The following is a 24,581-nucleotide window of genomic DNA, read 5'->3' on the forward strand; positions in this document are numbered from 1 at the left end:
TCACCCCACTTTGGGCGCTAGGCTTCCGCTCTTATACCGCTTGGCCATCTCGGCGAGCCCGATCGGCTTGATCTTGTCGGCATGGCCAGCCGTGCCGAATTCTTCGAAGCGCTGCATGCAAAGCTTCTTCATCGCCGCCATCGCCGGGGCCAGATATTTGCGCGGGTCGAATTCGCTAGGGTTTTCGGTGAGCACCCTGCGGATCGCGCCGGTCATGGCCATGCGGTTGTCGGTGTCGATGTTGATCTTGCGCACGCCATGCTTGATGCCGCGCTGGATTTCCTCCACCGGCACGCCCCAGGTCGGCTTCATCTCGCCGCCGAACTTGTTGATGATCTCCTGCAGTTCTTCCGGCACCGACGACGAGCCGTGCATCACGAGATGCGTGTCGGGCAGCTTGGCGTGGATCGCCTCGATCACGCTCATCGCCAGAACTTCGCCATCCGGCTTGCGCGAGAATTTATAGGCGCCGTGGCTGGTGCCCATCGCCACCGCCAGCGCATCCACCTGCGTGTCGCGCACGAATTGCGCCGCCTGGTCCGGATCGGTCAGCAACTGGTCGTGGGAAATCTCGCCCTCGATGCCGTGGCCGTCTTCCTGCTCGCCGCCGCCATGTTCGAGCGAGCCGAGCACGCCGATTTCGCCTTCCACCGAGACGCCGCCCCAATGGGCGATGTCGACCACGCGGCGGGTGATGCCGGCATTGTAGTCGTAATCGGCCGCGCTCTTGCCGTCTTCCTTGAGCGAGCCGTCCATCATCACCGAGGTGAAGCCGTGCTGGATGGCGGTCATGCAGGTGGCTTCGTTGTTGCCGTGGTCGAGATGCATACAGATCGGGATGTCGGGATGGATCTCGACCAGCGCGTCGATCAGTTTCGCCAGCACCACGTCATTGGCGTAGGCGCGCGCGCCGCGGCTCGCCTGCAGGATCACCGGCGCGCGCGTCGCCTGAGCGGCCTCCATGATCGCCAGTCCCTGCTCCATATTGTTGATGTTGAAGGCGGGGACGCCATAGCTGTATTCGGCTGCGTGATCGAGAAGCTGTCTGAGCGTGATGCGCGCCACGTGTTATCCTCCTGTTACCCTGTGTCGGCGGTGTCTGAAGTCTAGCTCCATTCCTGACGTCTGCCATTTCAAACGTTTTAAATGGAATTAAACATTTAAGTCCTCGTCTAGGTGCAATCTCGGAAAATGAAAGTCAAGACCGGAAACAATTTGAAATTTTGAAATGAAATCAGTCCTCCATCGCTTTGCGTCCGCTACCCGGGCGGCATAAAATATTTAAATCGATTTTATAAATCCCCGCCCTGTCCTTGCCGTACGTGCCTCATCGAGCGCAAACGTTTCGGCCCGCTTCGCGTTCCCGACTCTTGCCAGCCGCCGTGCGATCGGCCAAAACCGCAGGCGGAAGTGGGAAGGGGCGCGCATGAAATCGGAAGATCGCCGCGACGGCATCATGCAATGGCTGCTCGCCGAGGGGCAGGCGAGCGTGGATGATCTCGCGGCCCGCTTCGCCGTCTCCAAAATGACCATCCATCGCGATCTCGACGAACTCGAGCAGAGCGGCTTCCTGCGCAAGGTGCGCGGCGGCGCCACCGTGCAATCCTCCGCCCGGTTCGAAAGCGATTATCGTTACCGGCAGAAAATGGCCGCCGACGAGAAGGAGCGCATCGCCCGCGCCGCCGCCGGTCTCGTCGAGCCCGGCCAGACGGTGATCCTCGACGACGGCTCCACCGCCGGCCGCGTCGGCGCCCATCTGCTCGATCTGAAGCCGCTCACCGTCATCACCAACAATCTCGGCGTCATCACGGCGCTCGCAGGCGAGGCGGGCGTCAACCTCATCGCGCTGGGCGGGCAATATTCCAAGAAGTTCAACGGCTTTTTCGGCCTGGTCACCGATGCGGCGCTCGCCTCGCTCTCCGCCGATATCGCCTTCCTCACCGCCTCCGCCATCCAGGGCGCGACCGCCTTCCATCAGGAACAGGAGGTCGTCGTCACCAAGCGGGCGATGATGCAAAGCGCCGAGCGCAGCTTCCTGCTGGTCGATCGCGGCAAGTTCGACAAGCGCGCGCTGCACGCCTTCACCCCTCTCTCCGCCTTCACCGGCGTCCTCACCGGCGGCGCGCTCGATCCGGAGAGGGCGCGGCTGATGGCGGAAAGCGGGGCGAGGGTGAGCGTGGCGAGGTGAGAGATATGTCATCGGCAAACATCGTCATGACCGATCCCGTCCAGGCGCAACTCGACGCCTATAACGCCCGCGACATCGACGCCTTCATGCTGTTTTGGGCGGCGGATTGCGGCTATTACGCTTTCCCCTCGACCCTGCTCGCCCGAGGCGCGGCGGAGATCCGCGCCCGCCATGTCGAGCGCTTCCGCGAGCCGGACCTGCACGGCCGGCTCGTCTCGCGCATCGCGCTCGGCGATCTCGTCGTCGATCACGAGATCGTCACGCGCAACTTCGAGGAAGGCCGCGGCGAGGTGGAGGTGGTGGCGATCTACGAGATCCGCGACGGACTGATCGCCAACGCCTGGTTCAAGATGGGTGAGAAGCGGTTGGACAGGGAGGGGTGAGATCGTCCGCTCGGGGTCTGCGCAGACGATGCGTCCCGACATCGGACGAAGCGCCTCGTCCCTCGTGGAGGCGTCCTATTGCCCATCCGCCAAGGGCTGTCCGGTTTCGACGATGAAGGCTTCGAGAAACACTTCCAGCTCCAACGCCTCTTTCTCCCCCTCGATGACGGCGATGATCATCTCCGCGACGACGGGTTCTCCCGACAGTCCGATCACCTCGTCGAGGCGCTGGTCGAAATCATAGCCGTGACGCTGCAGGAACAGCCGCGCGCAGTGAAAGGCAGTCCGCTTGTTTCCTTGGAGAAAAGCGTGCGCTCTGGCAATCGCCACGAGCGTAACAATTGCGAGGCGGAGGATATCCTGCTCGCCGTCGTAAAAGGCTGCGTTCTCCGGCCGCGCAAGCGCGCCTTCGAGCTTGCCCGGATCGATGAGTTGATGTGGTTCCCGGGTCGACGCACAGTTGACGGCGTTGATCGTCACGGCGTCATCCGTCCCGATCCAAAGGAAAGTCATTTGGCGAGCGCGGCGTTGATCCGTGGAAAGCGTTTCAGGGAATCCTGCGCAGACTGCTCCGCGTCCACTGTCTCGACATTGCGGACCTGGAATTTCGCGGTTCTTTTGGTCGCAGCCTGTTCTTCTTCAGGGCCGCTCGTCTTGGTGAGCATCGCGTCGCTCTCCCTTCCGTCTCATGCTTGGGTATATCCCGCACGTTGTATTTTGTAGAATTAACACTTGAGCGCCGTCTATTCAAGCTGATGTTCTCCACCGCGGAGCAATCGGTTGAGCGGCTCCCAAACACAATGCGGAAGCGGCCTCCAGTCCGATCCTCCATCACCCCAGCGCCTCCGCCACCATGTCAGGAAACCGCGCGATCACCGTCACATAAGCGAGCGCGAAATCGGGCGGCGTGGCGCGGCCCTGTTCCCAGTCCCTTAGCGTGCCGGCGGGCATACGAAAGCGCGCCGCGAATTCCGCCTCCGTCAGTCCGAGATCCGAGCGCGTCCTGCGGATGATGCGGGCGCGTTGTCCGCGTTCCAGCGCTTCGGCGCTGACGTCGAAATCCTCCTCGTCGTCAGGCTCCGCCATCAGCGCGAGTGGCTCTTTCTTCACCGCAATTGCTCCTTCTCACGGATATGAAGCGGGGCCGATCCGGATATCCTGCAGCAATTTCGGCGTTGCGCAAGCCATTGCCCAAGCCGATTTCCCGCAATTGACGAATCGTCCCCGCCGTCGCACCTTGGCGCTCGGCGCGGCCCGCGCCTCACCTTCTGAGGTCATCCCCGGCATGGCCCTTGCGCGAAGGCAAAGGGAGTTTTCTCGGGTTCATCCACCGTGGTTCGGTCTGCCGGATGCGGTTGCCGGGGAATGCGCGTCTGGCGTCGAAAGGCCCAATCATGACCGACAACAGACGTTTCAAGCGCCTTGTCCGCGCCCGGGCGGTGAAAACCGGTGAGAGTTACATGATGGCGCTCCGCCAATTGCGCGCGCCCGAACCCGATGAACGGCAAGCGACGGCGCTGCGCATCGCCGTCTGCCAGACCGGCTATCGCGACGATCCCGCCGATGAACAGGCGCTGCGCGCCGGAGGCGAAGAGATCCGCGCGCTGATGCGCCGGGCGAAAGTCGAGGGGGCGGCTTGCGCATTTCCCCGAAGGCGCGCTGGTCGCGCCCAACAAGCGGGTGATGTCCTCGCTCGGCCGCCGCGAGATCGGCGCCTCCGACTGGAGCCGCTGCCGCTTCGATGTGATTGGGGAGGAACTCCGCGCCATCGCCGATCTGTGCGCCGAACTCGGCCTTTACGTCGCGCTTGGCGCGGTCCACTGTCTCACCCCGCCGCACCGGCCGCATAACAGCCTCTATGTCATCTCCGATAGGGGCCGGCTCGTCACGCGGTATGACGAGCGCATGCTGTCGCAAACCAAGCTGTCCTTCATGTATTCCCCCGGCGGGGAGCCGCAGGTCTTTTCCGTCGACGGCCTGCGGCTCGGCCTCGCCATGGGCATGGAGACGCACTACCCCGAAATTTTCGCGGCCTACGAGGCGCTGGAGGTCGATGGGGTGCTCTTCTCCACCACGGGAGAAAACCCGGCCTCCGCGCCTGCCTTCGCCGCCGAAGCGCTCGGCCACGCCGCCAGCAACAGCTACGTCGTCAGCTACAGCGCGCACGCGCCGCAGAGCCCGGGGGCGCCATCGGGTCTCGCCGGGCCGGATGGCCGCTGGGCCGGCCTGTGCCGCAATGATGGCGAGGCGGATCTTGTCGTTTCGGAGATCCGTCGCGATCCCGATCACCCCGCGCGACCCTGGCGCAGAAAGGCCCGCGCGGGCCTCTATGCCGCAGCCCGCCCCGAGGATGATCCGCGTAGCACCGCCCGCACCCGCTTCTGATCCGGAAGAGAGGGATATTTTCGCTTCGGCCGGGCTGCTTTTGGGGGGCCGGGCCGAACTTTTTATGCGCTCTGACATTGAAGCCGATGGGAGAAAAAATCCACAGACCCTTTACAATAATCGATAGGCGCCTAAATAGTAGCATGCTATCGAAAAGGCCTTGAACATGCCGCTGTCGCTTTACGACCAGATGAATCTGCTGACCCGCAAAGTGCGCAAGGCGTTCGACAATCACGCCCGCGCCCGCGGCATGACCTTGGCGCGCGGCCGGCTGCTGAGGTTGTTGGGCGGCGCGCCCGAGGGCTTGGCGCAGAATGTCGTCGCCCAGGAAATCGAGGTCGAAGGCCCCACGCTGGTGCGCATGCTCGATGGCCTGGAAACACAGGGTTATCTCGTGCGCCAGAGCGATCCCGGCGACCGCCGCGTCAAGCTGGTCCGGCTGACGGAGGAGGGGCGCCGGCAATCCGCCGAGGTCGAGGCGCTGGCGCAGGATTTTCGCGCCCGCCTGCAATCCGGCCTCGATCCCGCCGATGTCGCCGCCTTCGAGCGCGTCGTCGCGCGGATGGCGAAAAATGTCGAGACGCTGGCATGAGCGAGACCGCCGCCCAGACGCAGCAACCGCCCGCCGCGCCGCAGATCGCCCACACGCCCAGGCCGTTCCTCTTCTATGTGCTGACCGCCATCGTGCTCGGCCTCGCCCAGGGTTTCGGGCTCAATTTCATTTCCGCCAACATCACCCAGATCCAGGGCCAGTTCGGCGTCACCACCAATGAATCCGCCTGGCTGCTGGCCGCCTATTACATCCCCAATGTCAGCCTCTCGATCATCCTCATCAAGGTGCGCAATCAGTTCGGGCTCAGGAATTTCGCCGAGATCGCCATCGTCGTTTTCCTCGCGGTGTCCGCCATCCACCTCTTCGTCGACGACTTCCATTCGGCGCTGATCCTGCGCTTCTTCGCCGGCGCGGCCGGCTCGGCGCTGTCCTCGCTCGGCTTCCTCTACATGCTCGAACCGTTTCCGCCGGCGCGGAAGATGACGGTCGGCCTGTCGCTGGCGCTCGCCAATCAGGCGTTGGCGGCGCCGCTGGCCCGCATCCTGTCGCCGGCGCTGCTCGATATGGGCGGCTGGCATGCGCTTTATCTGCTCGAAGTGGCGCTGTCGCTCATCGCCTTCGCGCTGGTCTACAAAGTGCCGCTCGGCCCCATGCCGCGCACCATGACCATCCGGCTCATCGATCTGCTCAGCTACGGCTTTCTCGCCGCCGGCCTCGGCTGCCTCGCCGTGGCGCTGACGCTCGGCCGTTATTACTGGTGGCTGGAGGCGCCGTGGATCGGCGTGTTGCTCGCCGTCGCGGTGGCGGGCGTCGCGGCCACCGTCGTCATAGAACTCAATCGCAAGGAGCCGCTGCTCGACATCGCCTGGCTGACGTCGCCGCCGATGCTGCATTTCCTCGGCGTGCTCTTGCTGTTCCGCGTCGCGTTGTCGGAACAGGCCTCCGGCGCGCTGGCGCTGCTGACGCAATTGGGGCTCGCGCCCTATCAGCTCACCACGCTCTGGGCGGTGATCCTCGTCGCCTCCGTCGGCGCCTCGGCTTTTTGCGCCCTCATCCTCAAGCCGGGCCGCGAACCGCTCATCCATGCCGTGGCGCTCGTCATGATCGGAACCGGCGCCTGGATGGACGCCTCCGCCACCAATCTCACCCGCCCCGAAAATATCCTCGTCAGCCAGGCGCTGATCGCCGCCGGCGGCGGCCTGTTCCTGCCGCCGGCGCTGTCGGCGGGCTTCGTCGGGGCGCTGAAGAAGGGGCCGAATTACATCACCAGCTTCATCATGGTGTTCATCTTCACCCAGACCATGGGCGGCCTGTTCGGCGCGGCGCTGTTCGGCACCTTCGCGACCATCCGTGAAAAAGTCCATTCGGTCGATCTCGTCTCCCATCTCGGCCGCGCCGACCCGCTGGTCGCCGCCCGCGTCGCTCAGCTCGGCCAGTCCTATGCCAGAGTGCTGACCGACAAAGCGCTGCTCACGGCCGAAGGCGGGCAGTTGCTCGCCCAGCAGGTGACCCGCGAAGCCTGGGTGCTGGCCTATAACGATCTTTTCCTCGCCATCGCCGCCATCTGCGCGCTGGCGCTTTTAGCCCTCATTGTCCACACCGCCTGGCGCGCGGTCTTTGCCCGTCCCGCGCCCGCCGCCGTCTAAACCACCGGAACCACGCTCATGTCCCGCATCATTCGCACCATCGCCAGCCTTCTCGCCATCCTCGCCGGCCTCAGTGGCGTGCTGCTCATCCTCAATGTCTGGAAACTGCCGCCCTTCACCACGTCGGTGGAGACCACCGACAACGCCTATGTGCGGGGCCAGGTGACGTTTCTGGCGCCGCAGGTGTCGGGCTATGTGCTGCAGGCGCCGGTCACCGATTACCAGCGGGTCAAGAAGGGCGATGTGGTGCTGAAGATCGACGACCGCATCTATGTGCAGAAACTCCGCCAGGCCGAGGCGACGCTGGCCTCCGATGACGCTCAACTCGCCACGCTGGAGCAGGAGCGCGCTTCAGACGAGGCCAAGCTCAGGGCGGCCAAGGCGAAGGTGGACAGCGCCAATGTCGGGCTGGAAACAGCCCAGGCGACCTATGACCGCAACCTCTCGCTCGCCCGCCAGAACGCCATTTCGCAGACGGCGCTGGAGCAGAGCGAAAGCGCGCTGGAAGCCGCCCGCGCCAGCCTCGTCTCCGCCCGCGCCGACGCCGATGTCGCCCAACAGGCGCTGGTCTCGCTCGCCGTCTCCCGCAAGCAATATGAAGCGGCGATCGAAGGCGCGCGCGCCGCGCTCGAACTCGCCCGCATCGACCTCGCCAACACGACGATCCGCGCGCCATCCGATGGCCGCCTCGGCGAAGTCGCCGCCCGCGTCGGCGCCTATGTGACCACCGGCACGCAGCTGATGTCGGTGGTGCCCGACCGCATTTGGATCTCGGCCAATTTCAAGGAGACCCAGGTCGCCGCCATGCGCATCGGCATGCCCGTCACCTTCACCGCCGATCTCCTCAAAGGCCAGACCTTCACCGGCCGCATCGAAAGCTTCTCGCCCGCGACCGGCAGCGAATTCTCCGTGATCAAATCCGACAACGCCACCGGCAATTTCACCAAAGTCACCCAACGCCTCCCCGTCCGCATCGCCATCGACGAGGGCCAACCGGCGGCGGACAGGCTCGCGCCGGGGCTGTCGGTGGAGGTGCGGGTGGATACGGCGGGGTGAGGGCTTGGCTATGATGCGCTCACATTCAATGGCGTGGCGCACCACGGGCAGAAGCCGATAACCAGCCCATTCGTTCGCGTCTGATCCAGACTCAACGTGAAAACGCCATGCGACCTGCCAATGACGGATTTCGCTTTTGAACTGATGGCGTAGGCGATGTGGATGCAGGGGAAGTCTTCGATATCGAGTTCATGCCGGATCTCGACATACCACCAGATATCGGTCTGCAAATCGGGATTGTCAGCAATCGAACGCCTGAGGTCTGGCGGGAGATGAATGAGGCCAGAGAAGTCCTCGGTCGCGATCGCCTGTTTTATGTCCGCGTCGGAATGCTGATCGAGAGGACGACGATGGGCTCTGAGCCATTTATCGAAATTATCTTGGAGGACGGGATCCATTTTTGGAATACGCTCGACGGCGCGATTTGTTGTCTTCTGCTTCAAGGCTATCCTATTACTGGTTGCGCTCATAGCGTGAAATTGGAACTCGCGCATCGGTGATGGTGACAAGCAATCGCGAAACCGAACCGTGACGAGCAAAGCATGGAAAGCGGCACAATGACCAATGAGACGTATGACAGCGTCTGGGATGCCCTCTCCGACACCCCGGAGGAAGCCGCCAATCTCAAGGCGCGCTCGGCGCTGCTTTATGAAATCCGCAAGGCCGTCCTGAAATGGGATCTCCCGCAGGAAGAGGCTGCCAAGCGCCTCGGCCTCACCCGCCCGCGCGCCAATGACCTCTTGCGCGGCAAGCTCGCGAAATTCTCGCTCGACGCCCTCGTCAACATCGCCGCCGCCGCGCGGCTCGACATCGAGATCCGGGTGAGGGACGCAGCTTGGTGAATCGCCGTCCCGATACCCCTCGTTGACATCCTCACCCAAAGCAACTCTAACCATCCCATGTTCACCGACCGCACTTCCCTTGAGCGCGCCTATCAAGCTGGAACGCCGCTCGAATTTCTGATGTTCTGGGGCCATCGCCCCCTCAAGGATGGCAGCATCGGCGCGTCCTGTCTCAGCCAGTGGTGGCCCGCCGCCTTCGAGGTTGCGGGTCTTCGCTACCCGACCGCAGAACACTGGATGATGGCGGAGAAGTCGCGGCTGTTCGGGGATCAGGAGACGGCGACGAAGATCCTTTCGGCTTCGAGCCCGCAGGAGGTCAAGCAACTCGGCCGGGAGGCGAGGGGGTTTGATCCTGATGTCTGGGATCGCGACAAGGCCGGGGTCGTGGAAGAGGGGAACTTTCACAAATTCGCGCAGAACACCGAACTCGCGGCCTTTCTCATCGCCACCGGCGAGCAGATCCTCGTGGAGGCGAGCCCGGTCGATCGCATCTGGGGCATCGGTCTGGCCGCCGATCATCCGGATGCGCAAAATCCGCTGCTCTGGCGCGGTGAAAATCTGCTCGGTTTCGCGCTGATGAAGGTTCGCAAGCGCCTTGCGTCGCCTGCATCTCCCGCTTAGTCTCGCCGCCTGAGCGCCATCGAATATCTGACGTTGTAAACCAGGAAGTCTCCCTCCGGACTGATCACTAGCCCGGTGATATCGCGTCGTTGAAAATCATATTCTTCGGCGGGGTCATCGACGCGCAAATCCACCGTCGTCGCGCCGTCCTGCTGGATGAGCCGCCAGCTATCGTAGATGACAGTTTTTCCCATCACCTCGATGCGCGCGCCGTGGATCGAGGCGGTGTAGCTGTCATCCTCCACTCCGATCCAGTCTCCCTGCATCTCCGTCGGAAGCGCTGTGAGGCGCGCGTCCTTATCCATCGCATCGCCTCCCGCCTTGGCGGTGGACGAGATGGTCAAGGCCATCGTCGCGATCATCAGTGAGAAAGCGCGCGTTGGGAGGCTCACAAGTCTCGCCTTGTCCATCAATCCCCCTCACGCCCCGCCCCCGATCCCCTGCCAGCCATGCAGGCAGGTGTAGATCCCGACCGCCAGGATCAGCAGACCCGACAGATAAGGCGCGCGGGCCGCGATGGCGCTGAGGCCGCGCCAGCGTTTGCCGGCCTGCCGCAGGCTGAGCGCGGCGAGCGCGCCGACCGAAACCAGCGTCAGAGCCAGCCCGATCGAAAAGCACAGCACCAGCGTGAAGCCAAGCGAGAATTCCTTGAGCTGCAGGCAGAGAAGAAGGATGGTGATGGCGGCGGGGCAGGGGATCAGCCCGCCGGTCAGGCCGAACAGGACAATCTGGCCGGTGGTGGCGCGGCCGTTGGCGAAGCGCTTGCGGATGTCGTTGGCGTGCGCCCGTTCATGGGCGTCCTGATAGCCGTCGGCGCCGCCGGCCAGCCCGTGCATTTCGGCATGCGGTGCGTCATCGCCCGGCCTGTCCAGATAAGCGAGATCATAGGCATGGCTGTGGCCGCCATGGCGGAGCGTCAGCCGCGCCGTGAAGTCGTGCGGCTCGTCGACCGCATCGACCGATTGCAGCCAGTCGCCGCGCTCGGCGAACACGAAGACGCCGAGCGTCCCGTCCGGCCGCTCGGTGGTCAGCTTCACGTCATAGGCCGACCAGCGCGGCCCGCTTTCCGTCCTCAATCGCCACACCGCCGGTCCATCGCCTTCATGAAGCTCCAGCGCCACCACGCCATGGCCGGTGTCGATGCGCCTGATATCGGGGGGCGAGGAATGCCGATGCGCATCGGACCGCGCCGCGCCATGATCGTGAGAGCGGCGATGTCCATGATGCCCATGATGTCCATGATGCTGATGGACGCGCCCATGACGGCCGTCATGACCATGCCCCGCCGCATGATGAGCCATCGCGTGCTCCCGCCGCACCCGCCAGATCATCCACAGCGCAATGGCGATGATCACCAGGCCGGAGGCGAGCTGGAAATAGGGTTCGATCGCCTCGGCGTCGACGCCCTGCCACAGCGTCATGCCCACGAGCGCGATGCCCCAGACGACGGCCGTATGCGACAGCGTCGCCGCCAGCCCCAGCAGCGCCGCCTGCAGCACCGTGCCCCTGACCGCCACGATGAAGGCGGCCATCATCGTCTTGGAATGGCCCGGCTCCAGCCCGTGCAGCGCCCCCAGCAGGATGGCGCTGGGGATGAAGAGCCAGGCATGCGCCGAGCCTTGCTGCAACAATGCGTCGAACCCGGGCATGAGCGCTCCTCAGAGATAACGGGCGATGGCTTTGAAGTCTGCGATGGTCTGGCGCTCCTCGCGCCCGAGGCTGCCGACGGCGCTGTCGAGGCAATGGTCGAGATGATCCTCGATCAAAGTGCGCTTGGCGCTGGCCACGGCCTTTTCCACCGCCTGCAGCTGCTGGGCGACATCGAGGCAGGGGCGTCCGCCCTCGATCATGGCGATGACGCCGCGCAGGTGGCCTTCGGCGCGCTTCAGCCGCTTGACGATTTCGGGATGGCTCTCATGGCGGTGGTCGGTCATGCTTCACATGCTATCCCCTGGGAGGGGATATGGCAAGGCGCTCTCCCATGACGACTTGCGCAAAAACCTGTACGAAAAAGCCCTTGCGAGGCAGGGGGTCGCAAGGGCTTTCGACTGGAGGTTCGGGTGGGGAGCCCGGTTTATTCGATGACCCTCACCACGGTGTGGGTGCGGGGGTCGACGATTACGCGCTGTTCGTTGACCACGGTATAAGCGTAGGCCTCGTCGCCGGGAATGGGCGTCAGCGCGACTTCGGCGGGCAGGGGCTCGCCGACCACGATCGGCTGCTGCACCACCACGCGCTGTTCCGGAAGCGGCTGCTCCTGGACATAGGTCACGACGCGCTCGGAGGGAGGATCGAGCACGGCGCCGGCGGCGAGGCCGACCGCGCCGCCGACCACGGCGCCCACGGGACCGCCCACGATTGCGCCGGTGGCGGCGCCGCCGGCTGCGCCTGTCAGCGCGCCGTCATTGTCGTCATCGGCGTAAGCGGGAGCGGCGGCGAGGGTGGCCAGGGCGAGGCAGCCGGCCGTCAACAGCTTGAGTTTCATGACAATCTCCTTTTTCATCGATGTCGCGATGACCCCCTAACGCGGCTCGCGCGGATCGGGTTCCGCACGGATCGGCCTCATGTCAGTCCAATCGGGGAATGACGATGGTCACGGTCAGCCCGCCTTCGGGATTGGCGAGCGCCTCCACCGAGCCCCCATGCGCCTCCACCGCGCGGCGGGTGATGGCCAGGCCGAGGCCATAGCCGGATTCGCTTTCCTGCAGCCGGGTGAACGGGTGGAAGATCTTCTCGATATCCTCCTGCGGCACCACCGGGCCGGGGTTGCGGATGGCGAGATCCAGCGTCTCGCCGCCGCTCCCCAGCGACGACGAAATCCTGATCCGGCTGCCCGGCGGCGAATATTTCACCGCGTTGCGCGCGACATTCTCGATGGCGCGGTAGATCAGTTCGCCGTTCACCCGGGTCACGAAACTCTGCGCGCCGGCATAGTCCATGCCCACGCTCTTGGCCTGCGCCTCGAAGGCGGCGTCGTCGATGATCGCGGCGACGAGATCGATGACGTCGATCGTCTCGCGTTCGAGCGAGGCGGCGGCGTTGGGACCGAGCCGGGCGAGCGTCAGGATTTCCTCGACGAGTCCGTCCTGGCGCTTGATCTCGCGCTCCATGCGCGGCAGCAGCGCCTCGAGCCGCGCCGGATTCTTGCGCAACAGCCCGACGGCCGCCTGCAGCCGGGAGAGCGGCGAGCGCAATTCATGCGACACGTCGTGAAACAGCCGCTTCTGGGCGGCGTCCATCTCTTCGAGCTTGGCGGCGGTAACGTCGAAATCCTTGCCCAGCGTCGCGAGTTCGTCGCGGCGACGGCCTAGCTGCCGGCCGATCCGCACCCGGAAATCGCCGCCCGCCAGCGTCTTCAACCCGCCGCGCAGCTTCATGATCGGCGCGACGAGATAGCTCGCGAGCAGGAAGGACGAAATGACGCTCGCCATCAGGCCGGCGATGATCGGCAGCACCGCCGGCGCATAGCGATCGAAATAGGACAGCCGTTCCTTCTGGATTTCGATGTGATAGCAGGCGCGCTCGCCGCGCGCGTCCAGCCGCACGACGCCGTCCTTGTCCGGCCGTATGGGCGGATGCGGCGGCGCGTCGATCTCGTCGGCGGTCGATAAGGGCTTGTCGCTCTGGCCGCCGTTGAAGAATGGATGATCGGCCCAGGTCTTGCAGTCCTGTGGCCCGCCCAGCGGCCCCGGCGTCACCCGCGCCCGGATGGGCGGGGTCAGGCGCGCCAGCATCGCGGTATAGGCGCGCGCCTCGTCGATCTGGTCGCGACGAAGATAAGCGTTCAGCGCCTCCATCGTGTAGAATTCGCGGCTGTCGATGAAACTGTCCTTCGGCGGCAGCACGCGGAGATAGGCGTTTGCGGCGGCGATGATGGCGATGGCGCCCGCCATGGTCAGCCAGATGGTCAGGAACGAATGCCAGAAGGTTCGCCCCATCAGCCCTCCGTCACCAGTTGATAGCCCTGGCCGCGCACGGTGCGGATCCACGACTGGCCGTTCTCGGCGATGCCGAGCTTCTGGCGAATCGAACTGACATGCACGTCGATTCGGCGGTCGAAAGGCGCTAGCGGCTGTCCGAACACCCGTTTGGCCATGTCCTGCTTGGACACCAGCTGGCCGGCGTTGCGGGCCAGCACTTCGAGAATGGAATATTCCGCACCGGTCAATTCCAGCGGTTGGCCGCGCCATTCGGCATGGCGCGCGGCGGGGGTCAGCACCAGCGATCCGGCCTCCACCACGCGCGAGCCGCCGTCGCCCGGCGTCTGGCGGCGCGAGCGCCGCAGGATGGCGCGCAGCCGCGCCACCAGTTCGTCGGGCGAGCAGGGTTTGGGCACATAATCGTCGGCGCCGAGATTGAGGCCGGTGATGCGGTCGACATTGTCGCCGCGCGCAGTCAGCATCACCACCGGCACGTCGCTCGAGCGGCGAATGCGCTGCAGCACCTCGATGCCGTTCATCTTCGGCATCATGATGTCGAGCACGATGATGTCGTACTGGTTGGACAGGCTCTCTTCCACGCCCTGCCGGCCGTCATGCACCGCATGCGCGTCGAAGCCCTCCTCGACCAGGTATTCGGTGAGAAGCGAAGTCAATTCGACGTCGTCGTCTATGAGAAGAACCTTGGCCATGCGTCCGGGATACACCCTCAAATCGGCTTTTCCAGTAATTTTACCTAACTTTACACTGCCTTAACAGCACTTAACGCAGCGATCGCTATGGTGCTGCCGGAGCGAGGATGACACCTCGTCCGGGATGCGCGTCGCGTGGTCATGACAGGCGGCCGTCGAGGACGCAGACCGCGGGCCGCATCGGACGAGGCGCAGTGGCCACAGGGTGAGCATGACGCAAGGGCGAAGCCGCCGGACGCGTGATCCGTGGGAGCGAGGCGGATCCGGTTCGGACCTGGCTTCCAGACAAACAGGAGCCCGACTTTGACTTTGGAATCGACCCATCACAGCCTATCCGCCGCCGCCGATCGCATCATGACCGACGACCTCGACGCCGTCGGCGAAACCGCCCGTGCCAAGCGCGGCCGCGGTCGCCCCAAGGTGCGCAGCGACGAGGAGCAGCGCGACATCATCGTCGAGCGCGCCGCCGACATCTATCTGCGCAGCGGTTACATCGCCATGCGCATGGACGATATTTCGGCCGCCTGCCGCGTCTCCAAGCGCACGCTCTATCGGCTTTTCCCCAGCAAGCTGCATCTGTTCCGCGCCATTGTCGGCCTGATGAACGCGCAGCTCTTCGACTTCGACGATGTCGAACCCGGCGACACCGTGGAGCGCGCGCTGTCGGCGATCTTCCGCGTCGATGTCGACGAGGAGACCGATCAGAAGCGGCAGAATTTCCTGCGTCAGGCGCGCCAGGACGCCGTGGCGTCGCCCGAGATCGGCGACGTCCTGCGCGAGGATTGCCTGGATCGCGCCCGCCGTCGCCTGACGGCCTGGTTCGAGCGCTGGAGCGCCGCCGGCCTGCTCAGCGCCACAAATCCCCAGGCCGCCGCCTACATGCTGATGGACATGGCCTATGGCGCCGCCGACGGCGATCAACGCAAAGGCGCCTCTGGCCGCGCCTTTATCCGCACGTGCATCCAATATTTCGTCAACGGCGTCCGCTGAGGCGTCCGCGGTCTCCGACCTCGTCGCGTCCGACCGTTTCAATGTGAGCCGTTCTGCCCGCGCCGTTTGCGTCAGACAGGCTCCTGCCGGCCGATCTCGAACCGGCCCCCGAAGATCCCGCGCCTCGTGCGCGGGATTTTTCGTTGGCGGGCGCCATGTTCGGCGCGCCGGACGACCGCGACCATCGCCGGATAAATGCGCCTCGTTCCCGCGCCTCACCCATTTGGGGGAAGCTTTAGCAAAAAAGCGGAGCTACGCTCGGATCTGGGTCTTTCAGGCGGCGTCCGATGCGATGGGGCGATCGGCGCCGGGTTTTGCGTGACGCGCCGCGATGCGGTGCGGAAGGGGAAGGGTGTTTTCGATGGCGGACTATGAGCCGGTTCAGACGATCCTGTTGATCTTCGCAGCGGTCGTCTATGGCGCGATCGCCACGGGCTGCGTCATACGCACGCTGTTCGAAGGCTATGCGACGCGGGCGTCCTGGGATATCTGGCGCGTCTGCGGGCTGATGCTCTGCTTCGCCTGGCCGATCCTGATCGTCGCCTCGCTGGCGCCGTCGGCATTCCGGCGAAGGCCTCTGCGCAAGACGCCGCGTCCGTCACGCCTTCCCCGCACAGACATTCGCCGCGCCGACAGCGAACGGGTTCCAAACAACGGATAGGATTGCGCGCGCCGAGCATCTCGAACAGGAGCGCTTTATGCGCTCGCGAGGTCTATGCGGGAGAAAAGTAATTTTCGGGAAGGTCAACTTGGTCGGAGTGGCAAGATTCGAACTTGCGACCCCCTCGTCCCGAACGAGGTGCGCTACCAGGCTGCGCTACACTCCGTAACTCAAGTTGAGGGTCGTATAGACCGCTCATTTTGTTTCCGCAAGTCATTTCGTCAAAAAAACTTCAAGGAAATGTGGATTGGCGCTATCTAACTGAAAAGCCGAGAAAAATTTGCAGAGACGGGGCCGATTTCCGGCGGTTTTTGTCCTTCAGACATAGATCTTGTTGATCTCGTTGAACGCCGCGCGGGCGTCCTCAAAATTCTCGAAATGCGTCAGCTTTCCTTCATGCAATACGCTGGCGGATGTGCACAATCGCGCCGCATAGTCCGGGTCGCTCGTCGCAATCAGCACGGCCAGCCGGTCGCGGCTGTCCTGCAGATATTGGAGGCATTTCTTGCGGAATTTCATGTCGCCAAGATTGATCATGTCGTCGATCAGGACATGCTTGAAACCCAACGACAGCAGTGCGCTGACCATGAACCGCCCGCGCGTTTGGTTGGAATAACTCTTCATCGGCAGGTCCATCTGACGGCCCAGCTCCGAAAAGGCGGCGCAGAAATCGAGCGCCTGCGCGAAACTCACGCCATAGACGTCCGACAGGAAGCGGATATTCTGGCGCCCCGTCAGTTTCTGCGACAGGGCAGAGCGGAAATCCGCAGGATACGAGATCCGCGCCGATCGGTGGATCTTTCCCTCCGACAACGTGTCGTTGCCGCAGATCGTATTCAGAAGCGTCGTCTTGCCCTGACCTCTCGGCGCCAGCACGGCGTGATGTTCGCTGTCGGTGAACACCGCATGCAGATTGCGAAACACCCATTGGATCTGGCCGCGCCTGTCGCGATAGGCCTTGCCCGCATTCTCAAGCCTGATCATATGAACTCGTCTTCGTCTTCGTCGCCTCTCGCGCCGATGATTTCCTTGCGGAACAGGCGCTCCATCGCCAGTGAAAACAGCAAGACCGCCGTGGAGAAGCTCAGAAGATAGTCGGGCGAATAAACCGTCAGATAGTCCAGATAGGAGTGGGACCGCAGCCCCTCGACGCAGTGCAGAAACGGGTTCCAGATGATGAACTTCAGGATGTCTGGAGGCATCTGCGACGGAACGAAGAGCACACCTGACGTCACCATCAGCGGCATCGACATCATCTTCCACATGCTGCGCCAGACCGGCACCAGAGCGCCGACGGTTGCGTTGAACATCGCCATGGACAAGCAAAAATACAGGATCAGCAGCATCGACAGCACGAAACCCTGAAAGTCGGTAATCACCTCGATGTTCAGGATGCGACCGACGGCAGCAAAGAACACCGTCAGGATCACGATCCAGATCACGAATTCGACGATGGTCCGCGCCACGACGGTGTCGAGCGGCTTGACCAGTCCAAACTCGAACAGCGCCCTGTTAGCCTGGATCGCCCGGCCGCCCGCATTGATGACGGCGCGGACGGCCCGGAACGCCACGACGCCCGTCAGCAGAAACATTACCGAGCTTTCCCCGAAGGCGGGGCTGACATTCTTGAAGTAGATGCGCGCGAGAAGCAGAATTCCCACCAGGATCGCAGGCTCGATGATCGTCCAGAGATAAGAAACCGGCGATGCGCCGAAGCGGTTGGCCGCCTCGCGAAAAATCATGCCGACAATGACGCGCAGATTGTTTTGCGCGCCTCGCATGACTGTGAAGTTGTCGTTTCGCCGTGTGGCGTCGATGGTCGTCACGCTACCCTCTTTCGGCATTGATCCTGTCGGATCAGATCGCGTGGTCCTTGAACGAACGGTAGAAGAACTGCGCGAGCAGCCAGACCGCCATCAGCACCAGCAGGGAGATGAACGTATCCAGAAGCCGCATCGGATACAGCGCGATTTCAGGGCGGACCGGCGAGACGAACACTGCGAAATAGCGGTCCTGCTTCTGCGCCTCGGTCAACGAGGTTTCGAACGCAGCCAGAGCCGTGGTGTAAGCCTGCGTCGAGAATTCGAGCTGCACGGTCAAGTCCTCGAATTTCGTCAGCACGCCTGGAATATTGCCTTCTTCGTTGACGCGACCCGCTTTGGTGGGTTTGTTCGGATTTTCCGATTCGTCCGGCAGCAGCATCTTCTCCTTGAGGATGCCGAGCTGATTTTCCAGACCCTTGATCGTGCGTTTGAGCACTACGACTTGCGGGGCGTCGTTCGACACGCTCTGCAGCGCCGTGTTCAGCCGGGTTCTGGCGGCCTGCAATTCGGATTCCAGTTTTTGCGTCAGGCTGAAATCCAGCGCCGACAGTTGCTTGGGGTCGATGATCTTCTCTTCCGATCGAAGACGCCGAATGTCGCTGCGCACGCTCTGCAGTCGAGCCTCGGCGCGTTCGACCTGCATCGAGGCGACGCGCGTCATCTGCTGGCGCGAGCTTTCACTAAGCGAATTCACCAGCTTTTCGGAAACCTTCAACACAGCGTCCGTAATGGCTTTGGAGTCGTCGGCCGAAAACGCGTAGATATAGAGCGTGGTGTTGCCGGTGGTCGAATTGAAGCTGATCTCGACCATGTTGCGCCAGTATTCGGTGAATTTCTCGAGCGGCATATCGGGGGATATCCGGTAGAGAAAATCGATGTTCTGGCCCGAATAATATTGGCGAAGGTCGATGCCGAGCTCATCGCGTACGTCGCGCACCAGCTGCTGCGACTCGATATAGCTCGACACGATATAGGAATCATTGGACTGCACGGATGTGCCGAACAGGCTGCCGAGGCCGAAGCTCGACATCGACGAGGCGTTCGAGCCGCGCACGGAAAACTGAGATTCCACCACAAATTGCGGACTGGCCAGCACCATGAAGTAGAAAGCCGTGAAAGCGCCCGGTATCACCACGAACAGCAGGAAGGACAGGTTGGTCCAGGAAATCTGCAGCAGGCGCTTCTTCGGCGTCTGGAACGCGTCGACGTTCTCGTTGTCGACATCGGCGGGCTCGCGCACAGACGGCCTCGGCGCGAGCGCTTCGTCGGCGACAACCGAAATCACTCTGCCCGTGTCGGACGGAGGCGAAGCGATCACGGCTGCGCCGAGCGCGTCCTCGGCTTGCTTCTGACGCGCGGCGCGCCTGCGAAGCCGCTGCTCGCGCTGCTCGTCCTTGGTGAGCGGAAACCGGATTGTTTCGGTCGTGTCATCCGTGGTCTTCGGAACTGTCATCTCTGATTCCAAATATATGGGTCGGCGTTGGAAAGGGCCCCACCGCAAACAAGCAAGAAACCGATCCCCAGCGTCGAACGCAAGGTCTCGTCGCATTCGCGTCAATGAAGAGGCCGTCGGTTTCCCGACCGGGCGGCCGCCGCTCGTGGGCAGGTTAGTATATTTCCTTTGCGCCAACAATATGGTTGAGCCGACGGCCGTGGCGCAGCCGCTTCCGGTGTGAATAGATGTGGGGAAATATGATGAATTTTCCTTTACCATTGGTGAACGCAGGAAGAGGCTTTGCGTTTGACGCCCGGCGTTCTATGACGCGTCGGCGCGCCGGGCGAGGGAGCGCCGAGGGAGAAAAGCAAGCACGGCATGACTAAGATCACCCTGATCATTCCCCTGCGGCTGACGGCGGAGACCTATGAGGGCGAATTGCGCCTCCGGCGACTCGTCGCGGCCATCCCCCGCGATCTCTTCGACATCCTCATCGCCGACTACGGCACCAGCGAGGCTCAGGCCAAGCCCTTGCGCCTCATCGAAGCGAGCGGCGTCGAGGTGGCCAGGCATCCCCGTCCCGAGCGGCTGTTCTCGATCGGCAAGGTGCGCGACTTCGGCGCGGTCATGGCCCGCAATCCCGTCATCATGTTCAACGACGTCGATTTCTACGGCTCCCCGGACATGTATCGCGCCATTCACGCCGAGGCCATGCGCCGTGATCTGGCGCGCAACCGCTTTGATTTCTTCACCGTCCCCGTGCTGTTTCTCACCGAAGCCGGCGTAGACAGCTGGTTCTCCGACATGACCGCCGGTTTACCTTTCATCAAGCAAAACACGCCGGATTGGCTGGAATCCCAGGGCGATTTCGTGCAATCCACAGCCTTCGGCAGTTCGGCGATGGTAATCAATCGCGAACACTATCTTTCCCTCGGGGGGCACGCGCCGGAATTTTCCGGGCACGGCGCGGAGGATTACGACATCTTGCATCGGCTGGCGGCGCTTGCGCCGAAAGGGCCTCGCCCGCACGCCTATCTGACCGATTTCAAGGACAACGGCGTCCGGAATTATTGCGGCTTCCGGGCCTTTTTCGCGCTTTACGGACTCGAAGCGTTCGAACGCGGCGTTCATCTGGTCCACCTCTGGCATCCGCGCCGTCGGGAAAAAGGCTATTTCCGCCCGGGACCCAATTTCCGCCTGTTGCGTCGGCTCATGCGCGCCTTCGACAAGGCCGGGGCGATGCCCTCGCCGCTGTCGGACGCTCGCGGGCAGGGCGCATGGCTCGTCTATTGCCGCAGCGCCGCCGATGTCATGCTGATGCGGCAGATCCTTCCACATGCGTCGCGCTACCGCATCGTCCGGCGCCGGCGGGCGCCGGGGCCGGCGAGACTGCTCGCCGACGCGCGCGATATGCGCGCCGATGCGATCCTCGTCGCGCCCGATGTGGCCGGCCGGGTCGTCGCGCCGGAAGGTCAGGGGTTGGCGATTTATCATTTCTCTCCCGGCGCTGAAGCTGGCGACTACACCGTGATTCGCCACCCGCCTCAGATGTCGTCCTGCGCCGAGGCGATGGGCGGCCGCGCCTTGGACATCCGTTCCGATCGCGGCGCCGTCCTATTCCGCTCCTGGGTCCGTTTCGACGGGGGATCGCTCGGCCGGATCGAGAGCGGGGATATCCCGCCTCCGCTTTCTCTCGACGATCCGCTTTTCGCATCGTTCGGCGGCCCGGAGGCCGCGGCCCGCGCCCGCCGGGCGCGGATCAAGCCGAAAAAGAAATCGGGTTGGTGGGTGCGCCTGAAGCGGCGATTGACGGGCCTTTGACGTGGCGGGCGGCGCGAGAACGCCGTTCTGCCGCGGCCGCTTTCAAACCGGCGCCCACCGGCGCTTGCCGGCGCGAACGGGGTCTAATCCCTTTATCTGTGGAGGCTTCGCGCCGGACTCGAAGCCGACATGGTTGTTTCGGATTGCACGCCGCGGCGAGCGACGGGGCCTTGTGTCTTCACCGTAGCCGCACTAATGTTCGCGCTGATTGTAGGGCGATGCGCCGCTCCCCTTCCGCTGGGGCGGGGATGGTGAACACTCGGTGGGCTGTAGCCACTTTAAGAGGTAAGACGATGAATACGACTGAAGCGCCAGTGAAGAAGCTTGGCCCGAAAATGCAGATCAAGGCGATCAACCAGGAGATATTGGCGCTGCGGGACCGTATCGCCACATTGAAGGGGCAACGGTCGGCGTTGAAGGAAAAAGTCAAGATCAACGACGCCGCGCGCGCCGCCAAGAAGACCGGAAAACCGGCCGCTCCGGGCGAGGCCGGCTGACGACATGATCGACGGGCGTCGCGCCTCGGCGGCGACGACTGCTTTTCAATCTTGAAATGACGATCTTCCATGGCGCATGACGAAGTAAGCCCGGCAATGGCAGGCCGCCTGGTCGGCAAGGCCGCGGCGCCGTTCGGCTCCGTCGAACAGGCCGGGCTTTCACCGATGCGCGTCAATGTCCATCTCGGCGTCCACAAGACTGCGACCACCTTCATTCAGGCGCAGTTGCACGACCACGGAAGCCTGCTGGCCGAAGGGAGCATCCGCTATGCGGGTATTTCCGCCGTCCGGCAGAACTTCACCAAATTGTTCGATGCGCTGGCCTGGACGGATGCGATCAGCGGCGCAATGGCGCGCCCGCTCCTGGCGCGTCGGCTGGAGGCGCTGATCCGCAGTCACGGCCGCGGCGACACCTTCATTCTCTCCGACGAAAACCTGCTCGGCCTGATTTCCGCCAATTACTGGACGGGCCGGCTGTATCCGGCGGCGCATCGGCGCATTCGCATGCTCGATTCCCTCCTGAAGGGGCGGGAGGCGCATTACTTTCTTTCGATCCGCCGCTATCCCGACTATCTGACCTCGTCCTGGCTGCAACTCGCCTCGCGCGGCAAGGCTCCGGCTTTCGACCGGTATCTGGCGAAATTCAAACCCGACTGTCGCGGCTGGGCCGAGGTCGTCGCCGACATGGCCGCGGCCTGCGGCGCCGACAAGCTGACCGTCTGGACCTATGACTGGTTGTCGGCCAATCCGGCGCGGGTTTTCGGTCTGCTGGCGCCGAGCGTCGCCTTCGTCGTGCCCGACGAGGAGTTGCGCCGCGACGTTCTGCCCTCACTCACCCTCAAGGGGCTGAAGGTGCTCAACGAGCTCAAGCCGCATCTGTCGGCCAACGAGCTCAAGAATGTGGCCCGCATGATGCGCGGCTTCCCGTTCGACGAGCCCAATCCGCGTCTCGAAATCACCGATCCGGGCCTCGTTGCCGCCTACGAGGACAAATATCAGTCCGATCTCGCTCGCATCAGGGCCTCGGGCGTCGAACTCTACGACTGATCGCCCGCCGGCGGACGACGCTTGATGTTGATCAATGCCCGCTCGCTCCGCTGCGCGCATGGTCCCTCCATGACGTTTCAACGACAGGAGGCGCGACATGTTTAAAAAGATCATCGTTCCCGTGGATATCGGCCAGCTCGACAAGGGCGAGAAGATCCTTCGCAAGGCGATGGAACTCGTCGACGACGGCGGCGTCATCCTGCTTCTCAATGTGGCGGAGGATATTCCGGGCTACATGACCATCGAACTGCCCGCGGATTTCATCGAGGCCAGCATCCGGGAAGCGGTCGATCGCTTGAAGGCGCTGAACGACAAGACCGGCGCGACGGCGCAAATTCACACCCGGGTCGGCTCGCCCGCCCGCGAGATCCTGGCTGTGGCGGAGGAACAGGCGGCCGATCTCGTGATCATCGCGTCGCATCGGCCCGATTTTTCCAACTATCTTCTCGGCTCCACCGCCGATCGGGTCGTGCGCCACGCCAAATGCTCGGTCCTTGTCGACCGTTGATCCCGGTTCGGTCACGAAAAATACGATTTGGAGGAGAATGATCCATGCTGGACGTGAACGCTTTTGCCGCCCGCCTCTCTGCGCGAAAGACCGAGCTGGAGGGACGCCTCCGCGCCATCGAAGACGAGCTCGACGCATCCGCGGGCGCGGATGCGGAGGATCATGCGCTGGAAGTGGAGGGCGACGAGGTGCTCGAAGGGGTCGGCCAGGCCGGGCTCGAGGAATTGCGCGCCGTCAACGCCGCGCTGGACCGCATCGCCCGCGGCGTCTTCGGCCTCTGCGCCAAATGCGGCGAGCCGATTTCCGAGGCGCGCCTTCGGGCCGTGCCGCAGGCGGCGCTCTGCGAAGACTGCATCCACTGATCGTCGGCTCAGCCGCCCGACGCCACCGAATAGCGCGTGACTGGCGACAGTCGCCGGACGAAATCCGTCTGGCCCGAACTGCCGGTCTTGCGATAGATCGCCTTGGCGCCGCTGCGCACGGTTTCATAGGCGACGCCGAGCCTCTTGGCGATTTCGGGCAGGGCCTCGCCCTCCAGCATCAGCGCGGCGACGCGCGCCTCGGCGCGGGTGAAATCGTAAAGCGTCTTCAGCAGCGGAAACAGGGTTTCGTCGCCTCTGGTGGGGAAGGCCGCCATCACGATCGCCTGCGCGTTCGGGCCGAGATCCCGCGCCATGCGCCGCAGCGGCAGGATGTGTAGCACGCCGGGCAGCGCCGCCTCGTTCGCCGACGGCAGCGGCAGCGATTGCACGCGCTCGCCGCCGAGCGAGGTCAAGGCCTCGGTGAACAAGAGTTGCGCGGCGGGATCGCGCAGCGCCATCCGGCCATGGGCGAGAAAGGCGATGTGGTCGCCGAGGCCTTCGAAAACCGCATTGGCGGCCAGGATCCGGCCCTGTTCGGTGATAAGCGCCGCCGGCACGCCCGCCAGCGCCAGCCCGTTCAACAGCGAATGCTGGCGCTGCCGGCGCACCTCGCTCGCGAGATTGAGCGCCCTCGCCATATGCGGCCTCAGGCTGTTGAGCGCCGCCAGGATCTCCGGCGGCGACGGCCCTTGCTCCAGCTTCCGTTCGAAGATGATCGACATGCGCCGGCCGTCCGCCGCCTGCACGATCGTGGCGGAGCCGATCCCGAAACCGCGCGGCGTGAGGAAGTCGCGGTAGATCGGGATGCGCGCCTTGTCGGCCTCGCTGTAGAGTTGCGAGTCGGAAACGAAATCGAGATCGCCGGATTGCACCAGGCCGTAGAGCCGCTCGTTGCGCGGCTGCCAGCCGCCGTCGAGGAATTCCTGGAAGATGGGGACCACGCTCGGCGTCAGCACCCAGTCGGCGCGGGCGACGTCGTCCATCGCCACCAGGCCGCCGAAGAAGCCTCCCCATCGACAGATCTCCTCCAGCACGTCCTGCCAGGCGTCGGGCAGCAACGCCGCTTCATAGATCTTGTCAATGATGCGATCGTGATCGGGAGATCCGGGGATGAGCATGAAGACCATGTGTGA

Annotated in this window: 29 protein-coding genes, 1 tRNA gene and 1 pseudogene; 15 read left to right on the forward strand and 16 right to left on the reverse strand. The window is 63.7% G+C overall.

Annotated features, from left to right (window positions below; genetic code table 11):
* Complete coding sequence (fba, locus tag OCK01_RS13540) at positions 1-1,065, reverse strand: class II fructose-bisphosphate aldolase (RefSeq protein ID WP_263824374.1); 1,065 nt, start codon at positions 1,063-1,065, stop codon at positions 1-3.
* A gap of 361 nt (positions 1,066-1,426) precedes the next feature.
* Here fba and OCK01_RS13545 point away from each other — a divergent pair, with 361 nt between their 5' ends.
* Positions 1,427-2,188: a DeoR/GlpR family DNA-binding transcription regulator gene (locus OCK01_RS13545; RefSeq protein WP_263824375.1), complete on the forward strand. Its 762-nt coding sequence runs from the start codon at positions 1,427-1,429 to the stop codon at positions 2,186-2,188.
* A 5-nt stretch (positions 2,189-2,193) separates the two neighbouring features.
* Complete coding sequence (locus tag OCK01_RS13550; protein WP_263824376.1) at positions 2,194-2,571, forward strand: nuclear transport factor 2 family protein; 378 nt, start codon at positions 2,194-2,196, stop codon at positions 2,569-2,571.
* Between the two features lie 75 nt (positions 2,572-2,646).
* On the opposite strand, the gene OCK01_RS13555 is transcribed toward OCK01_RS13550, so the two are convergent.
* The 3 genes from OCK01_RS13555 to OCK01_RS13565 form a co-directional block, all read right to left on the reverse strand.
* Positions 2,647-3,051: a type II toxin-antitoxin system death-on-curing family toxin gene (locus OCK01_RS13555; RefSeq protein ID WP_263824377.1), complete on the reverse strand. Its 405-nt coding sequence runs from the start codon at positions 3,049-3,051 to the stop codon at positions 2,647-2,649.
* Positions 3,052-3,080: 29 nt separating this feature from the next.
* Entirely contained in the window at positions 3,081-3,236 is a 156-nt protein-coding gene (locus OCK01_RS13560; RefSeq protein WP_263824378.1) for a hypothetical protein, read from the reverse strand.
* Between the two features lie 166 nt (positions 3,237-3,402).
* Entirely contained in the window at positions 3,403-3,681 is a 279-nt protein-coding gene (locus tag OCK01_RS13565; RefSeq protein ID WP_263824379.1) for a helix-turn-helix domain-containing protein, read from the reverse strand.
* Between the two features lie 284 nt (positions 3,682-3,965).
* On the opposite strand from OCK01_RS13565, the pseudogene OCK01_RS13570 reads away from it, so the two are divergent.
* From OCK01_RS13570 to OCK01_RS13585, 4 genes and pseudogenes are all read left to right on the forward strand, one after another.
* A pseudogene (locus OCK01_RS13570) lies at positions 3,966-4,956 on the forward strand (carbon-nitrogen hydrolase family protein).
* A gap of 166 nt (positions 4,957-5,122) precedes the next feature.
* Positions 5,123-5,548, forward strand: coding sequence for a MarR family winged helix-turn-helix transcriptional regulator (locus tag OCK01_RS13575; protein ID WP_263824481.1), 426 nt, complete (start codon positions 5,123-5,125; stop codon positions 5,546-5,548).
* Positions 5,545-7,155, forward strand: a complete 1,611-nt coding sequence (locus OCK01_RS13580) for an MFS transporter (protein ID WP_263824380.1) — start codon at positions 5,545-5,547, stop codon at positions 7,153-7,155. The genes OCK01_RS13575 and OCK01_RS13580 overlap by 4 nt, the downstream gene beginning before the upstream one ends.
* A gap of 18 nt (positions 7,156-7,173) precedes the next feature.
* Entirely contained in the window at positions 7,174-8,211 is a 1,038-nt protein-coding gene (locus OCK01_RS13585) for an HlyD family secretion protein (protein ID WP_263824381.1), read from the forward strand.
* A gap of 8 nt (positions 8,212-8,219) precedes the next feature.
* Here OCK01_RS13585 and OCK01_RS13590 read toward each other — a convergent pair whose 3' ends face one another.
* Positions 8,220-8,654: a hypothetical protein gene (locus tag OCK01_RS13590; RefSeq protein ID WP_263824382.1), complete on the reverse strand. Its 435-nt coding sequence runs from the start codon at positions 8,652-8,654 to the stop codon at positions 8,220-8,222.
* A 114-nt stretch (positions 8,655-8,768) separates the two neighbouring features.
* Between OCK01_RS13590 and OCK01_RS13595 the strand changes: the two genes are divergently transcribed.
* Positions 8,769-9,053: a helix-turn-helix domain-containing protein gene (locus OCK01_RS13595; protein WP_263824383.1), complete on the forward strand. Its 285-nt coding sequence runs from the start codon at positions 8,769-8,771 to the stop codon at positions 9,051-9,053.
* Positions 9,054-9,110: 57 nt separating this feature from the next.
* On the forward strand, positions 9,111-9,674 hold the full coding sequence (locus OCK01_RS13600; protein ID WP_263824384.1) for an NADAR family protein: 564 nt from the start codon (positions 9,111-9,113) through the stop codon (positions 9,672-9,674).
* On the opposite strand, the gene OCK01_RS13605 is transcribed toward OCK01_RS13600, so the two are convergent.
* The 6 genes from OCK01_RS13605 to OCK01_RS13630 all read right to left on the reverse strand — a co-directional run bounded on the left by OCK01_RS13605 (position 9,671) and on the right by OCK01_RS13630 (position 14,304).
* Positions 9,671-10,084: a hypothetical protein gene (locus OCK01_RS13605; protein WP_263824385.1), complete on the reverse strand. Its 414-nt coding sequence runs from the start codon at positions 10,082-10,084 to the stop codon at positions 9,671-9,673. The genes OCK01_RS13600 and OCK01_RS13605 overlap by 4 nt on opposite strands.
* 9 nt (positions 10,085-10,093) lie before the next feature.
* Positions 10,094-11,323 carry a nickel/cobalt efflux transporter gene (locus OCK01_RS13610; RefSeq protein ID WP_263824386.1) on the reverse strand — a complete coding sequence of 410 codons (1,230 nt, stop codon included), beginning with the start codon at positions 11,321-11,323 and terminating at the stop codon, positions 10,094-10,096.
* Between the two features lie 9 nt (positions 11,324-11,332).
* Positions 11,333-11,608, reverse strand: a complete 276-nt coding sequence (locus tag OCK01_RS13615) for a metal-sensing transcriptional repressor (protein ID WP_263824387.1) — start codon at positions 11,606-11,608, stop codon at positions 11,333-11,335.
* Between the two features lie 140 nt (positions 11,609-11,748).
* Positions 11,749-12,159, reverse strand: coding sequence for a DUF1236 domain-containing protein (locus OCK01_RS13620; protein ID WP_182826975.1), 411 nt, complete (start codon positions 12,157-12,159; stop codon positions 11,749-11,751).
* Positions 12,160-12,241: 82 nt separating this feature from the next.
* Positions 12,242-13,612, reverse strand: a complete 1,371-nt coding sequence (locus OCK01_RS13625; RefSeq protein ID WP_263824388.1) for a sensor histidine kinase — start codon at positions 13,610-13,612, stop codon at positions 12,242-12,244.
* Positions 13,612-14,304, reverse strand: coding sequence for a response regulator (locus OCK01_RS13630; RefSeq protein ID WP_263824389.1), 693 nt, complete (start codon positions 14,302-14,304; stop codon positions 13,612-13,614). The genes OCK01_RS13625 and OCK01_RS13630 overlap by 1 nt, the downstream gene beginning before the upstream one ends.
* Before the next feature lie 303 nt (positions 14,305-14,607).
* Here OCK01_RS13630 and OCK01_RS13635 point away from each other — a divergent pair, with 303 nt between their 5' ends.
* Positions 14,608-15,294 carry a TetR/AcrR family transcriptional regulator gene (locus tag OCK01_RS13635; protein WP_263824390.1) on the forward strand — a complete coding sequence of 229 codons (687 nt, stop codon included), beginning with the start codon at positions 14,608-14,610 and terminating at the stop codon, positions 15,292-15,294.
* A gap of 361 nt (positions 15,295-15,655) precedes the next feature.
* A complete protein-coding gene (locus OCK01_RS13640; RefSeq protein ID WP_263824391.1) occupies positions 15,656-15,955 on the forward strand; it encodes a hypothetical protein in 300 nt (99 codons plus the stop codon).
* Positions 15,956-16,044: 89 nt separating this feature from the next.
* On the opposite strand, the gene OCK01_RS13645 is transcribed toward OCK01_RS13640, so the two are convergent.
* The 4 genes from OCK01_RS13645 to OCK01_RS13660 form a co-directional block, all read right to left on the reverse strand.
* Positions 16,045-16,121 (reverse strand) — tRNA-Pro (locus tag OCK01_RS13645).
* Positions 16,122-16,273: 152 nt separating this feature from the next.
* Positions 16,274-16,939, reverse strand: coding sequence for an ATP-binding cassette domain-containing protein (locus OCK01_RS13650; RefSeq protein WP_263824392.1), 666 nt, complete (start codon positions 16,937-16,939; stop codon positions 16,274-16,276).
* Positions 16,936-17,781: an ABC transporter permease gene (locus tag OCK01_RS13655; protein ID WP_263824393.1), complete on the reverse strand. Its 846-nt coding sequence runs from the start codon at positions 17,779-17,781 to the stop codon at positions 16,936-16,938. The genes OCK01_RS13650 and OCK01_RS13655 overlap by 4 nt, the downstream gene beginning before the upstream one ends.
* 31 nt (positions 17,782-17,812) lie before the next feature.
* Positions 17,813-19,231, reverse strand: coding sequence for a hypothetical protein (locus OCK01_RS13660; protein ID WP_263824394.1), 1,419 nt, complete (start codon positions 19,229-19,231; stop codon positions 17,813-17,815).
* A gap of 360 nt (positions 19,232-19,591) precedes the next feature.
* Here OCK01_RS13660 and OCK01_RS13665 point away from each other — a divergent pair, with 360 nt between their 5' ends.
* From OCK01_RS13665 to OCK01_RS13685, 5 genes are all read left to right on the forward strand, one after another.
* Entirely contained in the window at positions 19,592-21,034 is a 1,443-nt protein-coding gene (locus OCK01_RS13665) for a galactosyltransferase-related protein (protein ID WP_263824395.1), read from the forward strand.
* A 293-nt stretch (positions 21,035-21,327) separates the two neighbouring features.
* Positions 21,328-21,531, forward strand: a complete 204-nt coding sequence (locus tag OCK01_RS13670; RefSeq protein WP_263824396.1) for a hypothetical protein — start codon at positions 21,328-21,330, stop codon at positions 21,529-21,531.
* A gap of 69 nt (positions 21,532-21,600) precedes the next feature.
* Positions 21,601-22,578: a hypothetical protein gene (locus tag OCK01_RS13675; protein ID WP_263824397.1), complete on the forward strand. Its 978-nt coding sequence runs from the start codon at positions 21,601-21,603 to the stop codon at positions 22,576-22,578.
* A 97-nt stretch (positions 22,579-22,675) separates the two neighbouring features.
* A complete protein-coding gene (locus OCK01_RS13680) occupies positions 22,676-23,086 on the forward strand; it encodes a universal stress protein (RefSeq protein WP_182826963.1) in 411 nt (136 codons plus the stop codon).
* Positions 23,087-23,130: 44 nt separating this feature from the next.
* Positions 23,131-23,448: a TraR/DksA family transcriptional regulator gene (locus OCK01_RS13685; protein WP_182826962.1), complete on the forward strand. Its 318-nt coding sequence runs from the start codon at positions 23,131-23,133 to the stop codon at positions 23,446-23,448.
* An 8-nt stretch (positions 23,449-23,456) separates the two neighbouring features.
* Here OCK01_RS13685 and OCK01_RS13690 read toward each other — a convergent pair whose 3' ends face one another.
* Positions 23,457-24,575 carry a helix-turn-helix transcriptional regulator gene (locus OCK01_RS13690; protein ID WP_263824398.1) on the reverse strand — a complete coding sequence of 373 codons (1,119 nt, stop codon included), beginning with the start codon at positions 24,573-24,575 and terminating at the stop codon, positions 23,457-23,459.
* Between the last annotated feature and the right edge of the window lie 6 nt (positions 24,576-24,581).

The organism is Rhizobium sp. TRM95796 (genome assembly GCF_025779995.1).
Taxonomy (GTDB): domain Bacteria; phylum Pseudomonadota; class Alphaproteobacteria; order Rhizobiales; family Rhizobiaceae; genus Rhizobium_E.